General features: G+C 71.7%; 12 protein-coding genes. 4 read left to right on the top strand and 8 right to left on the bottom strand.

The genetic code is table 11. The annotated features are described in order from the left end of the window. Positions 1-8: 8 nt before the first annotated feature. Positions 9-797 (bottom strand): alpha/beta fold hydrolase, encoded by a 789-nt coding sequence (locus DOO78_RS19860; RefSeq protein WP_165838994.1) that lies wholly within the window; start codon positions 795-797, stop codon positions 9-11. Between the two features lie 163 nt (positions 798-960). On the opposite strand from DOO78_RS19860, the gene DOO78_RS19855 reads away from it, so the two are divergent. Continuing rightward, a complete protein-coding gene (locus DOO78_RS19855; RefSeq protein WP_207802981.1) occupies positions 961-2,208 on the top strand; it encodes an ABC transporter substrate-binding protein in 1,248 nt (415 codons plus the stop codon). Between the two features lie 6 nt (positions 2,209-2,214). On the opposite strand, the gene mepA is transcribed toward DOO78_RS19855, so the two are convergent. Both mepA and DOO78_RS19845 read right to left on the bottom strand, forming a co-directional pair. Beyond that, positions 2,215-2,961, bottom strand: coding sequence for a penicillin-insensitive murein endopeptidase (mepA, locus tag DOO78_RS19850; protein ID WP_243634635.1), 747 nt, complete (start codon positions 2,959-2,961; stop codon positions 2,215-2,217). A 92-nt stretch (positions 2,962-3,053) separates the two neighbouring features. Next, positions 3,054-3,617, bottom strand: a complete 564-nt coding sequence (locus tag DOO78_RS19845; protein WP_111471609.1) for a polysaccharide biosynthesis/export family protein — start codon at positions 3,615-3,617, stop codon at positions 3,054-3,056. A gap of 264 nt (positions 3,618-3,881) precedes the next feature. On the opposite strand from DOO78_RS19845, the gene DOO78_RS19840 reads away from it, so the two are divergent. Continuing rightward, positions 3,882-6,125, top strand: a complete 2,244-nt coding sequence (locus DOO78_RS19840; RefSeq protein WP_165838993.1) for a GumC family protein — start codon at positions 3,882-3,884, stop codon at positions 6,123-6,125. Between the two features lie 10 nt (positions 6,126-6,135). Next, positions 6,136-7,134, top strand: coding sequence for a UDP-glucose 4-epimerase GalE (gene galE, locus DOO78_RS19835; RefSeq protein WP_111471607.1), 999 nt, complete (start codon positions 6,136-6,138; stop codon positions 7,132-7,134). A 77-nt stretch (positions 7,135-7,211) separates the two neighbouring features. Here galE and DOO78_RS19830 read toward each other — a convergent pair whose 3' ends face one another. From DOO78_RS19830 to DOO78_RS19815, 4 genes are all read right to left on the bottom strand, one after another. After that, positions 7,212-7,481 carry a hypothetical protein gene (locus tag DOO78_RS19830; protein ID WP_111471606.1) on the bottom strand — a complete coding sequence of 90 codons (270 nt, stop codon included), beginning with the start codon at positions 7,479-7,481 and terminating at the stop codon, positions 7,212-7,214. Between the two features lie 74 nt (positions 7,482-7,555). Beyond that, positions 7,556-8,965 carry an HlyD family type I secretion periplasmic adaptor subunit gene (locus tag DOO78_RS19825; RefSeq protein ID WP_111471605.1) on the bottom strand — a complete coding sequence of 470 codons (1,410 nt, stop codon included), beginning with the start codon at positions 8,963-8,965 and terminating at the stop codon, positions 7,556-7,558. Next, positions 8,965-10,731 carry a type I secretion system permease/ATPase gene (locus DOO78_RS19820; RefSeq protein ID WP_111471604.1) on the bottom strand — a complete coding sequence of 589 codons (1,767 nt, stop codon included), beginning with the start codon at positions 10,729-10,731 and terminating at the stop codon, positions 8,965-8,967. Before DOO78_RS19820 ends, DOO78_RS19825 begins: the two co-directional genes overlap by 1 nt. 3 nt (positions 10,732-10,734) lie before the next feature. After that, positions 10,735-11,163, bottom strand: coding sequence for a hypothetical protein (locus DOO78_RS19815; RefSeq protein WP_111471603.1), 429 nt, complete (start codon positions 11,161-11,163; stop codon positions 10,735-10,737). Between the two features lie 423 nt (positions 11,164-11,586). Here DOO78_RS19815 and DOO78_RS19810 point away from each other — a divergent pair, with 423 nt between their 5' ends. Further along, positions 11,587-12,813 (top strand): outer membrane beta-barrel protein, encoded by a 1,227-nt coding sequence (locus tag DOO78_RS19810; RefSeq protein ID WP_165838992.1) that lies wholly within the window; start codon positions 11,587-11,589, stop codon positions 12,811-12,813. 36 nt (positions 12,814-12,849) lie between these two features. On the opposite strand, the gene DOO78_RS19805 is transcribed toward DOO78_RS19810, so the two are convergent. Next, entirely contained in the window at positions 12,850-13,848 is a 999-nt protein-coding gene (locus DOO78_RS19805; RefSeq protein WP_207802983.1) for a glycosyltransferase family 2 protein, read from the bottom strand. Positions 13,849-13,883: the final 35 nt, after the last annotated feature.

Genomic DNA, 13,883 nt, shown 5'->3' with positions numbered 1-13,883 from the left:
TCTCCCGCTCAGCCGCGCTGGGCAAAGGTGGTGACGAGGCGGACCAGCTCCGCCGGCTTCTCCATCTCGATGCAGTGGCCGCAGCCGGGGATGGTCTCGCGCTGCGCCCGCGGCATCGCCCGCTGCCAGCCTGCCGCGGCGGCGGGCGGCACCACGCGGTCCTCGGCGCCCCAGAGCAGCAGCGTCGGCGCCCGCACGCCGCCGAGCAGGTGCGCCAGCGTCAGGCTGTGCATGTAGGGCTTCCAGGCGATGCGGTAGTTCATCTCCCGGCAGATGTCCCACTCGACGAGCTGGTCGGTGCTGGGATCGGCGCCGTAGAGCGCCTCGAAGGCGGCCTGGTCGTGGAAGCCGGCGCGGGCGTAGTCGATATGGCTGACCAGCGCTTGGTCGAGGATGGCGCCCTCGGGCGGCTTGATCCCCATCGGGCCGGCGAGGATGAGCTGCGCCGGGTCGAGCGGCGCCATGCTCGCCATCTCGGCGGCGACCCAGCCGCCGAAGCCGAGGCCGAGCAGCGCCGCCTTCGGCAGGCCGAGCTCGGCGAGCAGCCAGCGATGCACCGCGGCGAGGTCGCGCACGGAGCGCATCCAGGTCGGGCGCTCGGACTGCCCGTAGCCCGGGTGCTCCGGCAGCAGCAGCTCGAAATGCCGGGCGAGTTCCGCATAGGCCGGCAGTTGCTCCAGCGTCCCGGTGTCGCGGTGCAGGACCAGCAGCGGCGGCCCCTTGCCGGCCCGGCGCAGGCGAAGCTGGACGCCCGCGATCGGCAACAGGCTCTCCTGCCAGGCAATTGCGTCTGCCATGGGCCGTTTCCCTTTCCCGTTGCCGGAAAGGTCGCAGGCTAACGATCCAGGTGTCAACGCGGCGCGCGGGACGGCGCCGGCCGGTTTCGGCCTTTGCGCCGGGGCGCGATGCGCTAGGCTGCCCGCCACGGCCGCAACAAGCGGCATGCGGGGAGGCACATCCATGACAGCGATGACGCGGCGCGCCGCGCTCGGGGCGGCCCTGGCCGGCATGGCCGCGGGGCAGGGGGCGCGCGCCCAAGGTCAGACCCAAGGCCAGGGCCAGGCCGCGCCGCTGCGCATCGGCGTGCTGACCGACATGTCCGGCCCCTATCGCGACATCAGCGGGCCGAATTGCGTCGTCGCCGCCCGCCAGGCGATCCAGGATTTCGGCCAGGCGGGCTTCGCGGTCGAACTGCTGCAGGCCGACCACCAGAACAAGGCGGATGTCGGGGTCAACATCGCCCGCCAATGGTTCGACCAGGGGGTCGATGCCATCCTCGAGGTCAACAACAGCGCCATCGCCCTCGCGGTCAGCAACCTCGCGCGGGAGAAGAACAAGGTCCATCTGAACAGCGGCGCCGCCTCCTCCGACCTCACCGGCCCCGGCTGCAGCCCGAACATGGTGCACTGGACCACCGATGCCTGGGCGAATGCGCAGAGCACCGGCGGGCCGCTGGCGCGGGCCGGGGCGAAGCGCTGGTACTGCATCACCGCCGACTACGCCTTCGGCCATTCGGTGCAGCGCGAGGTGACGCGGGTGGTGCGCGCCAATGGCGGGGAGGTGGTCGGCAGCAGCGTCTATCCCTTCCCGCAGACCACCGACTTCTCCTCCTTCCTCGTCACCGCCGCCGCGCTGAAGCCGGATGTCATCGCGCTCTGCAATGCTGGCGTCGACATGATCAACTGCGTCAAGCAGGGGCAGGAATTCGGCCTCGCCGGCCGCCGCATCCGGGTCGCCGCGATGATCGGCTTCATCGTCGATGTCCGCACCCTCGGCCTGCCGACGGCCGAGGGCCTGAGCCTGACCGAGAGCTACTACTGGGACCTCGACGACCGCAGTCGGGCCCTGGCGGCGCGGCTCAAGGGCAAGACGGTGAACGGCGTGCAGATCAACAGCGTGCAGGCCCAGGCCTATTCCTGCGCCCTGCACTACCTGAAGGCGGTGCAGGCGATCGGCCCCGCCCGCGCCAAGGCCTCCGGCCTCGAGGCGGTGGAGGCGATGAAGCGGCTGCCGACCGATGACGACGCGCTCGGCCCGGGGCTGGTGCGGGCGGATGGGCGCAAGCTCCACCCGACCCATCTCTTCGAGGCCAAGGCGCCGGCCGAGAGCCGCGGCCCCTGGGATCTGCTGAAGCATGTGGCGACGACGCCGGCTGACCAGGCCTTCCGCCCCGTCGCCGAGGGCGGCTGCCCCTTCCTCAAGGGCTGAGAATCGTCAGGGCGCCTGCAGCACCGCGCGGCAGGCCTCCGGCAGGCGCGGCGGCGGCCCGGGGGCCGGCCGTGGCGGCGGCTGCCGCGCCTCCTCGCTCCACCACCAGTCGAGCGAGGCGTCGCAGCCATCCCCAGCCGGCACCGGCGGCTGGTCGCGGCACGCCGCCTGGCCGGCGGGGCAGCGCAGGCGCAGATGCATGTGGCTGTCATGGCCGCGCCAGGGCCGCACCCGGCGCAGCCAGTCGGCGCCGGCCTCGCTTCGGCACAGGGCGCGCTTGATCGCCGGGTTGACGAAGATCCGGTCCAGGCCGGGCAGCGTCGCCGCCAGGCGGATCAGCCGCGCATGCTGCGGCGTCCAGCGCGCGGGATCGACATCGCTACCATCGGGCAGGACGAGGGAGGGCACCGCGACCGTCTCCCGCGCCGCGGCGGACAGCGCGGGCTTCGGCGAGAGATCGAGCCAGATATCGGCATCCAGCCCGACCTGGTGGCTGGCATGGCCATAGGGCAGGGGGCCGCCGCGCGGCTGGCCGAGATCGCCGATCCAGAGCGTCGGCAGGCCCTGGGCCCCGGCCGCGCCGGCGAGGTTGCGCAGCGCGGCCACCAGGGCCGGATGGCCCCAGACGCGGTTGCGCGAGAGGCGGACGGCCTGCCAGCCCGGCCCCGTCTCCGGCAGCGGCACGGCGCCGGCGATGCAGCCGAGCCCGGTCTGGCCATGGATCCGCGGCGGCCCCGGGGCTGGCCCGGGCACCGCCGCCCAGGCCGCCGGGACCGCCGGCAGGCCCTCCGCCGCCGCCCGCCCCCCGGGGAGGGCGAGCAGGAGCAGCAGGGCCGCGGCGCGGATCAGAAGCGCCGCTCGAAGACCGTGACGACGTCGCCCGGCTGCACCAGCGCCTCGCGCGGCGCGCGGTATTCCACCGGCCGGCCATCCGGGCCGACGCGGGTGATCGAGACGTAGTCGCGGATGGCGCGGTAGTTGAAGCCGCCGGCGATCGCCACCGCGGTCAGCGCCGTCATGCCCGGCTGGTAGGGGAACTGGCCCGGCTTCTCCGCCATGCCGAGCACGAAGATCGGGCGATAGGTGAGCACCTGCACCGAGACGCTGGGATCGCGGAACAGCCCCTTCTGCCGCATCTCATGCTCGATGGCGCGCTCGACCTCGGTCGTCGTCCGGCCGGCCGCCTGCACCGAGCCGACCAGCGGCAGGGCGATGGTGCCGGCATCGGAGACGCGGAAATCGCCGGTCAGCCGCGGGTCGTTGAAGACGGTCACGCGCAGCTGGTCCTCGGGGCCCAGGCGATAGGCGGAGGTGGCGGTGTCCGGCAGGGGAGGAAGGCTCGAGCCCGGCCCGCCGCAGGCGGCAACAGCCAGTACCGGGAGCGTCCACAACAGGCGGCGTGCAATCATTCGGGCTTCCCTTCCCACTCATCGCTGATCGCGTGTCAGGTGGCGGCTGCGAAAATTGCAGCCCGGTCACGCGATCTCCCACGCCTTCTCTCTGCCAGAGCGCCAGCCGGGAGCACATTCGCGTTTCCTTGCGCAGGTGGTTTATCACGCCGTTGTTTGCTGCGCATCGGGAAGTTCGCCGCGCCGTTGATTGACCAGGCAAGCAGGCGCCGATTATTGCCTCACACCTGCATTATGACCGCGCCGAGGGAAACCGCGTCGCCGATGTTCGAAAGACCGGTTGAGTCGCGGCCGCCTCAGGAGAATCGGCCGGCCCTCCGCACCGCGGCGCCCATCGCCGCCCCCATCGAACCCGAGGGCTCGGGCCTCGCCGCGGCGCTCACCGCCATCCGCCGGCGCCGCTGGGTGCTGCTCGCCTGCGCCCTCGTCTTCCCCTGCCTCGCCATCCTCGCGGCCTCGCTGATGACCCCGCGCTACACCGCGACGGCGACGGTGCTGGTCGAGGCGGCGGAGGGGCCGGATGGCAGCCGCGCCGGCCTCCCGCAGGACGAGGCGACGACCGAGGCCCTGGTGGCGAGCCAGGCCGAGGTGGTCCGCAGCCTCTCCGTCGCGCGGCGAATCGTCCGCCAGCTCGACCTGACGCACAGCCCGGAATTCGCCTGGTGGCTGGGCGGCACGGCGCGGCCGGGCTGGGGCGCCGCCTTGGCCCGGCCCTTGGCCGCGCCCCTGGCCGCGATCGCGCCAGGACTGGCGTCGTGGCTCGGGGTCGCCGCGCCGGCGCCCCGGCCGCCCGAGGAGCGGGCCGAGCTCGCCGCCGCGGAGGCGGTGCGCGACCGGCTGCAGGCGAGCCCGGTGCCGCGCTCTCGCGTGCTGGCCCTCGGCTTCACCGCCGAGGATCCGCGCCTCGCCATGGAGGGCGCGAACCTCGCGGCCGAGCTCTATGTCGGCGACCAGCGCGAGCTGAAATTCGCTGCGCTGCGGCAGGCCAGCGAATGGCTCGATGGCCGCGCCAACCAGCTCCGGCAGGAGCTCGCCCGCACCGAGGCACGCATCGCCGAGCTGCGGGCCGCCCTCGGCGGCCGCGGCGCGCCCGCGCCCACCGCCGATCAACTGGGCCGCGCCACCGCCGAGCTGGCCGAGGCCCGCGCCGCCCTCGGCCAGGTCGAGGCGCGTCTGGCGGCGCTGCGCGGCGGCGAGCCGGCGGCGCCCCCGCCGCCCGCCCTCGCGCAGCAGCGGGCACAGCGCGACCAGGCGCAGCAGGAGCTCGACCGCCTGGCCGAGGCGCTCGGCGCCGGTCATCCCGACCTGCGCGCCGCGCGGTCCCGGCTGCAGGAGCTCGACCGCGCCGTCGGCGCCGAGACGAGCCGCGCGGCCGAGGCGCTGGAGACGGAGGCGCGGGCCCTGCGCGCGCGCATCCGCGGCCTCGAGGACCTGCTGCGGCCGCCCGAGCGGGCCGGGCAGGGCCCCGCCGCCGAGATCCGGCTGGCGGCGCTGGAGCGCGAGGCCGAGGCCAGCCGGAGCCTGCTGCGGGCGGTCACCGAGCGGGCGCAGAAGACGCTGTCGGAGGTGGCGATCGAGCGGCCGGATGCCCGGCTGCTCTCGCCGGCCGCATTGCCCGGCGCGCCGAGCTCGCCCCGCACCCCGCTGCTCGCCCTCGGCGCGGCGGCGCTCGGCATCGGCTGCGGCCTGCTGCTCATCTGGCTGCTCGAGACGACCGACGGCACGCTGCATTCCGGCGAGGATGTCCGCGCCGGCCTCGGCCTGCCCTGCCTCGCCCTGGTGCCGATGCTGCGGCGGCACCTGCTCGGCCGGCAGCTCGTCGAGGACTACGTGGTCCGCAAGCCGCTCAGCCCCTTCGCCGAGAGCATGCGGACGCTGCGCGCCGCGCTCTGGCTGGGCGCCGAGCCGCCGCGGGTGGTGGTGGTGACGGCGGCGCGGCCCGCCGAGGGCAAGACCACCACGGCCGTCGCCCTGGCCCGCTCCGCGGCGATGAATGGCGAGCGGGTGCTGCTGGTCGATTGCGACGTGCGCCAGCCTTCCCTCGGCCGGGTCTTCCGCTGCGAGGGGGCGCCCGGGGTGACCGACCTGCTGCTGGGCCAGGCGGTGCTGGAGCGCATCATCCGCCGCGACCACCTCTCGAGCCTCGACTACATCCCCGCCGGGGCGGCGGAGATCCACTCCCTCGGCCTCTTCATGTCCGAGGCCATGGTCGGCATGCTCGACCGCATCCGGCGCGACTACGACCTCGTCGTGCTGGATGCGCCGCCCGTCCTGGCGATGGCCGATGCTCGCGTTGTCGCGCGCCTTGCTGATGCAACCTTGATTTGCATCCGGTGGCGGGACACTCCACGATCGGTCGTCAGCCGCTCGCTCGATCTGCTCGAGGAGGCGCATGCCCGGATCATCGGCGCGACGCTGACCCAGGTGGACGCCAGGGCACATGGCCGATCGGGATCGGCCGACGCGGAATTGCACCACCCCCGCTACAGCGGCTATTTCAGGGAATAGGGGATTGCGCATGCAGGGACAGCGATTCCTGGTCACCGGCGGCGCCGGCTATGTCGGCAGCCATCTGGTGCTCACCTTGGTGCAGCGCGGGGCGGAGGTGGTCGTCATCGACGATCTCCGGCAGGGGCATCGCGGCGCGGTTCCGCAGGGCGTCGAGCTGGTCGAGGCGAACATCGCCGACCGCCGCCGGCTGGCCGAGGTGTTCGCCGCCTGGAAATTCGACGCCGTCTTCCACTTCGCCGCGCTCTCCCTGGTGGGCGAGAGCATGCGCGACCCGCTCCGCTATTGCAGCGAGAACCTCTCGAACAGCCTCGCCGTGGCCGATGCGGCGGTGAAGGCCGGCTGCCTGCGCTTCGTCCTCTCCTCGACCGCCGCGCTCTTCGGCAACCCGCGGCAGGTGCCCATCCCCGAGGAGGCGGAGCTCGCCCCGACCAATGCCTATGGCGAGAGCAAGCTCATGGTCGAGAAGGCGCTCGCCTGGGCCGACCAGGTGCATGGGCTGCGCTCCGCCTGCCTTCGCTACTTCAATGCCGCCGGGGCGGACCCGGAGGGGCGCATCGGCGAGGACCACGAGCCGGAATCGCATCTGGTGCCGCTCGCCATCGGCGCCGCGCTCGGCACCCGGCCGCCGCTGACCGTCTTCGGCACCGACTACCCGACGCCGGACGGCACCTGCATCCGCGACTACGTGCATGTCCTCGACCTCGCCGACGCGCATATCCGGGTGCTGGAGCGGCTGCGCGAGGCGAGCTGCCGCTACAACATCGGCAACGGCACCGGCTATTCCGTGCGGCAGGTGATCGAGGCGGTGGAGCGGATCGGCGGCCGCAAGGTGCCGCATTCCCTCGGGCCGCGCCGGGCCGGCGACCCGGCGGTGCTGGTCGCCTCCTCCGCCCGGCTGCGGCAGGAGACGGGCTGGACGCCGCGCTTCGGCGCGCTCGACGACATCGTCCGCACCGCCTGGAACTGGCACTCGGCGCATCCCAGGGGCTACGACGACCGCGGCTGAGGCCGGAACGGAAAACGGCCCCGATGCGGTGTCGCATCGGGGCCGTCGGCAGCGGGCCAGTCGGCCTGCCGGTCGTGTCAGCCGAAGCGGAAGGCGCTGCTGGTCGGCTCGGCCGGGGTGCCGGCCTGCTGCTGCGCCTGCTGCTCGCGGATCTTGGTCTCGACCTGCTTCAGCAGGCCGGTCAGGCCGTTGACGATGCCGGGAAGCTGGATGAGCGGCACGACGAGCTGGCCGGCCGCCAGCGGCTTGCCCTCCGGCCCCGTCTGGGCCAGCGTCAGGCGCGCCACGCCGTAGCTGACATTGGCATCCAGGATGCCGTCGGCGAAGATCGTCGGGGTGATGGTCATGGCGTGTTCTCCGGCGTTGGGCGCGGCGACCGGACGGACCGGCGCCGCGCTGGTGGTGCGTGCCGCCCGCGTCGCTATTGCTCGCGGAAGGCGCGGGCGAAGCTGTCGCGGAGCGGCTGGGTGAGGTAGCGCCAGAAGGTGCGCTCGCCGATCTGGATATGCGCCTCGACCGGCATGCCGGGCACCAGCGTCACGTTCGGCAGGTGCGACAACTGGTCCGGCTCGATCAGCACATGCGCCCGGTAGTATTGCTGCCGCGACTGCTCGTTGACGGTGACATCGGCGGCGACCCAGGTCACGTGGCCATGCAGATAGGGCACCAGGCGCTGCTTGAAGGCCGGCAGCCGCACCTCGGATTTGAGGCCCGGATAGACCACGTCGATGTCGTTGGGCTGGACGTTCACCTCGGCGACCATGCGGTCCCGCTCCGGGATCAGGTCGAAGACCGGGTCGCCCGGCTTCACCACGGCGCCGAGGGTGAAGATCTTCTGGTTCACCAGCGTGCCGTTCTCCGGGGCGACGATCTCGCGGCGCTGCGCGACGTCGACCGCGGCGCGAAGCTTCTCCTCCGCCTCGGCCAGCTTGGCGCGGACGTCGCGGCGGTCGCCCGCCGCCTCCGAGAGGCGCTGGTCGAGGGTGGTCTGGATCTGCCTGCGGTTCTCGATGATCGAGGCGTTGGCCCGGTCGATCTGGCCGTTGATGTCCTCGAGCGAGCCTTCGAGCTGGGCGACCGCCCGCTGCAGCGCCAGCAGTTCCGGCATGCGGCCGAGGCCCTGCTGGACGAGGCCGCGCTTCATCTGCTCCTCCTGCTTGGCGAGGCCGAGCTGGAGGCGGGCGGAGACGAGCTGGCCCTTGGCGCCGCTGATCACCGCCTGCTGCTGCTCGATGCGGGCCTGCAAGACCTGGATCTGGCTGGTCAGATTGGCCTGGCGCGCCTCGAAGAGGGAGCGCTGGCCGATGACGGCCTCGGCGGCGCGGGGGTCGGGGCTGGCCAGCAGCTCGGCGGGGAAGCTGATCTGCCTGGCCTGCTGGATCTCGGCCTCGAGCCGCGCATCCTGCGCGAGCAGGGCCCAACGCTGCGCCCGCTGCGTCTCCACCTGACTGTCGGACTGGATCGCGTCCAGCCGCATGATGACGTCGCCCTTCTTCACCTTGGAGCCGTCATGGACGAGGATCTCGCGGACGATGCCGCCCTCGAGATGCTGGATGGTGCGGCGGGTGCCCTCGACCTTGATGACGCCGGAGGCCACCGAGGCCTCGGCGAGCGGCGCGAAGCCGGCCCAGATGCCGAAGCCGCCGACGAAGACCAGGAAGACCGTGAGCCCGATGAGCACCGGCACCCGGGTGCGCGGCGCCGGGGCGTCGAGCAGGGGGTTGAAGGGGAAGGCCGGAAGGTTGCCGCCGAAGGGGTTCTTCGGCACCGGGGCGAGGCTGCGGGGCGCGGCCGGCGTCAGGGCAGTGGCGTTGTCGGCGGTCGCGCTCATCAGGCGGCACTCCCCTCGAGGCGCTGCGGGGCGGGCGGCGGCGGCACCTCCGCCGGGCGGGTGGTCATCAGGCGCTTCAGCACCTCGGTGCGCGGCCCGAACATCTCGAGCGCACCATCCTTCAGCAGCAGGACCTTGTCGACGCCCTGCACCAGGGTCGGGCGGTGCGAGACGAGGACGACGGTGGTGCCCTGCGCCTTCAGCCGCTCCAGCGCGGCGGTGAGCCCCGCCTCGGAATCGCCGTCGAGGTTGCTGTTCGGCTCGTCGAGCACGATCAGCTTCGGCCGGCCGAACATGGCCCGCGCCAGGCCGACGAGCTGCCGCTGGCCGCCCGAGAGGTGCTGGCCGCCATCGCCGATCTGCGTCTCGTAGCCCTGCGGCAGGCGCAGGATCATCTCATGGCAGCCGGCGAGCTTGGCCGCCTCGTAGACCGCGTCGGGATCGGCCTCGGCCATGCGGGCGATGTTGCTGAACACGGTGCCGTCGAAGAGCTCGACATCCTGAGGCAGGTAGCCCACATGGCGGCCGAAATCCTCTCGCATCCACTGATAGACATCGGCGCCATCGAGGCGGACGGTGCCGGCCGAGGGCGGCAGCGTGCCGATCAGCAGCCGGATCAGCGTGGTCTTGCCGGCCGCCGACGGGCCGATGATGGCCAGGCTCTCGCCCGGCTGCAGGCTGAAATTCACGCCCTTGATCAGCGCCACGCCCTGGCCCGGGAAGGCGTAGGAGACGCGCTCGACCGCGAGGCGGCCGGTCGGCTCCGGCAGCGGCATGCCGGCCGGGCGCAGCCGCGGCTGGGTCAGGAAGGTCTGCAGGCGGCGGAAGGACTGCCGGGCGGAGACGAGCTGCTTCCAGCCGCCGATCATCTGCTCGACCGGGGCGAGGGCGCGGCCCATGATGATCGAGCCGGCGATCGAGGCGCCGGAGGTCAGCTCCTGCTGCAGCACCAGATAGGCGCCGACGCCGAGGATGCCGATCTGCACCGCGAGGCGGAAGAATTTGGTCGCGGCGACCAGCATGGCGGCCCGGTCGGCGGCGCGCTGCTGCGGCTCGGCCATGGCGGCGACCGATTCCCGCCACTGGCCGATGACCGCGGGCAGCATGCCCATGCTGTCGATCACCTCGGCATTGCGGGTGATGCTCTCGGCCCGGCGCTGCGAGGCCATGCCGGCGACATTCGCCTCCTTCAGCAGCTTCGAGGTCGAGACCTCGCTGAGCAGGGTGAGGGCGAAGAGGATCACCGCGCCGGCCAGCGCGATGCAGCCCATCACCCAGTGCAGCGAGAAGATGAAGGCGAGGTAGATCGGCACCCAGGGCACGTCATAGAGGGAGAGGGCGCCCTGCGAGCCGAGGAAGCCGCGGCAGACCGCGAGGTCGCGCAGCGCCTCCATCCGGTAGGGGCGGCCGCGCAGCGTGCTCTCGATGGCGCGGACGAAGCCCTCGGGCGCCACCCGGTGCTCCACCCAGGTGGCCAGCCGCTGCATGAGCTGGCCGCGGACCGCCTCGAGCAGGGCGAGGACCAGGGTGGCGAAGATGGCGATGAAGGACAGGTAGTACAGCGTGTCGAGGATGCGGCTGGCCAGGACCCGGTCGAAGACCTGCATCATGTAGATGGAGGTGGTCAGCTGCAGCAGGTTCACCACGCCGCTGAACAGGCCGACCAGGAGGAACTGCTTGCGGCAGGCGCGCAGCGCCTTCTGGAGCGGGGTCTGGACCTGGGATTCGAAGCCGGCCGTAGGGCCAGCGAGCCTCGCGTAAGACATGCGTCAGCCTGCTTGGAGGCCGGCGAGGCCGGCCAGGGTTGCGGGGTGCAGCGCCAGCCAGGCGGCGACGATGCCAAAGAGGAACAGCGCCAGGAGATTGGCCAGGACCATCGTCCGGAAGCCCGGCGGCCGCGGCAGCCTGGCGAGCTGCTCGGCCGCTGCCTCGCGCCGGATCTCCTCGATCGAATTGTGCAGGTAACGGAACGAATGCTCGCTGAGCACCGCCTCGGCCCGCTGCCGCAGGCGCCCCACCTCCTCGGGCGTCACCGGCCCCCCGGCCTCGGCGCCGAGGGCGAAGGCGAGGAGGTCCACCACGTGGTCCTCCGGACCCCGGCCCGAGCGGAAAGCGGCGATATCGGCGGTGGTCGGCGCCGGGACGGGGGCCTCGGGCGGACCGGAGGAGTCCGGCCTGAGGGCAGTGGTATTGGCCATTCCTAGGCTCCGAAATGGGCCGCCCCGGAGAAGCGACGCCAGGCTTCGCTACCGCCTGGCATGTGAAAACTTGCCGCGGGGCGCGAACAGGGGCCAGACCGTACGACTTGTGCGTGGGTTGGCGACGGGGCGAATACGCACGCAGACACAGGTTTGTGCAAGTCCAATCGGGCTTTTTCTGGACGATTTTAAAGTTTGGTAACGGGCCGTATCAGGATCCGCGGCGGGTCCGGCAGGCCCTGGTGCGGGCGGGGGCGTTGCGCCAGAACACAGTCGGGACGCAGTTTTCGACACGACCCAACGTGACCGTTGCGATTTGTCGCAATCGCGGCGACGTCATGGTAGCAGACGGTTAGTGGGATTGGGGGGATTATGGTGAGCAGGATTCCAGCCCGGCTTGCGGGGGCGCTGCTCCTTGGCGCAGTGCCTGTCACGGGGGCCCTGGCCCAGCAGCCGGCGGCCGTCGGCATCACGCGCCAGGACGTGGAGCGCGGCGTGACGGTCGATTCGCGGCAGCGGCGGGATTACGACCCGCTCGGCGTCCGGCTGGGCGGCTTCGTGCTGAATGGCGCGGTCGATATCGGCCCGGGCTTCGACAGCAACCTCCAGGGCACTAAGAACAACCGCAAGTCCGACGGCTTCGTCGACGAGGCCGTGACGCTGAAGCTCGACAGCGACTGGACGACGCATGCCCTCGGCGCCTTCGCCAACATGGATGCCAGGCAATATTTCAGCAACAGTGGCTTCGATTGGACGGACTGGGAACTCGGCGGCTACGGCCGTTACGACTTCAATGCGTTCTCGAGCCTGGAGGGCCGCTATCGCCACATCCGGGACCACCTCGACGTCTTCAGCCCGGATGTGCAGACCGCCGGCGTGACCCGGCCGGTGCCCTACAGTTCGGACGAGTTCCAGTTGAACGGCAATACCCGCTTCAACCGGGTCGGATTGTTCGGCAATGGATACTACCGCACCTTCCGCTATGACGACTTCACCGTCAACGGCATCCGCAACACGGTCTCGCAGAACGATTTCGACACCGTGGCCGGGGTCATCGGCACCAATTACGCCTTCGACGAGGGCCGCTTCGCCACGCTGCAGTTCCGCGTGCAGGATGTCAGCTACACCCAGACCATCTCGCATCCGCGCGACAGCTTCACCTGGGCCGTCCTGACCGGCTTCCGCTACGATTTCGACGGCGTCTGGCAGGCCAACGTCAATATCGGCTACCAGGAGCGGACCTTTAAGGGGCCCGGGATCAAGCCGCTGAGCGGCCCCGCGGTCGATGCCCAGGTCACCTGGGCGCCGACCCTGCTCACCACGGTCCGCTTCAACGTGGCGCGGACGATCGAGGAATCGATCCGGCAGAATGCCGTCAGCTACACCCGCACCTATGGCGGCATCTCGGTCGATCACGAGTTCCGCCGCAACCTCATCTTCGGCGGCCAGTTCCGCATCGACTACCGAGAGTATCCGAGCCCGAACGAAACCGCGCTCGACGGCGTCTTCATCGCCTCGGCGCGCTATCTCCTCAATCGCAGCATGTCGCTGCTCGGCACCTACTCCTATATCCAGCGCTTCCAGGCGACTGGCGGATTCGAGGAGTTCGACCGCAACCTGATCCAGCTGCGGCTCCGCATCGCTCTCTGACGGCGCGGGCCGCGGGTCGGCGGGCGCCGGCGCGGCTCAGCCCGCCCGCCTGGCCTCGGCTGGCGCCGCCACGGCGAAATCGGGACCCGGGATGGCGAGGTAGGCAGTCCGCTTCGCCTCCATCCGCCCCCGCGTCACCGTGTCGAGGATCAACCCGCAGGCGAAGGCGAGGAAGGACAGCAGGACCAGCCCCATCGCCAGCACCGCGGTCGGCAGCCGTGGCACCAGCCCGGTCTCGAGGAAGGTCCAGACCACCGGCAGGCCGAGGCCAAGCCCGAGCAGCAGCAGCCCGGCGCCGATCCAGGAGAAGAAGGGCAGGGGCTTCTCCCGCTTCACCAGGCCGAGGATGGCCTGCAGGATCCGCCAGCCATCCTGGATGGTGCGCAGCTTGCTCGCCGAGCCGGCCGGCCGCTCCTTGTAGGCGGTCGGCACCTCGCCGACCGGCAGCATCAGCTCGAGCGCATGCACGGTGAACTCGGTCTCCGTCTCGAACCCCGCGGCGAGCGCCGGGAAGCTCTTGACGAAGCGCCGCGAGAAGACGCGGTAGCCCGACAGCATGTCGGTGATGCGGTTGCCGAAGATGGCGCGGACCATGCCGGTAAGCAGCCGGTTGCCGAGCCGGTGCCCCGGCCGGTAGGCCGCCTCGATCTCGCTGAGGCGGGTGCCCGTCACCATGTCGAGCCGCTCCTCGACCAGCTTCGCCACCATGCGCGGCGCCGCGGCGGCCTCATAGGTGTCGTCGCCATCGACCAGCACATAGATGTCCGCCTCGATATCGGCGAACATCCGGCGGACGACATGGCCCTTGCCCTGCAGCGTCTCGGTGCGCACCAGGGCGCCCGCGGCGCGCGCCATCTCCCGCGTCCGGTCCTGCGAGTTGTTGTCGTAGACGAAGACGCTGGCCCCCGGCAGCGCGGCCCGGAAGCTGGCGACCACCCGGCCGATCGCGACCTCCTCGTTGTAGCAGGGGATGAGGACGGCGATGCGCGGCGCATCCGGTGCTGGCGCGAGGCCCGGCAGGGCGGGGGCAGGCAGGTCGGGCACGGATCGGCTCCAGCGGCACGGAAGGC

It is taken from the genome of Roseicella frigidaeris, from assembly GCF_003258945.1.
Taxonomy (GTDB): domain Bacteria; phylum Pseudomonadota; class Alphaproteobacteria; order Acetobacterales; family Acetobacteraceae; genus Paracraurococcus; species Paracraurococcus frigidaeris.
The sequence above is the reverse complement of the archived record's forward strand: the minus strand, read 5'-3'. Positions and strand labels throughout refer to the sequence as shown.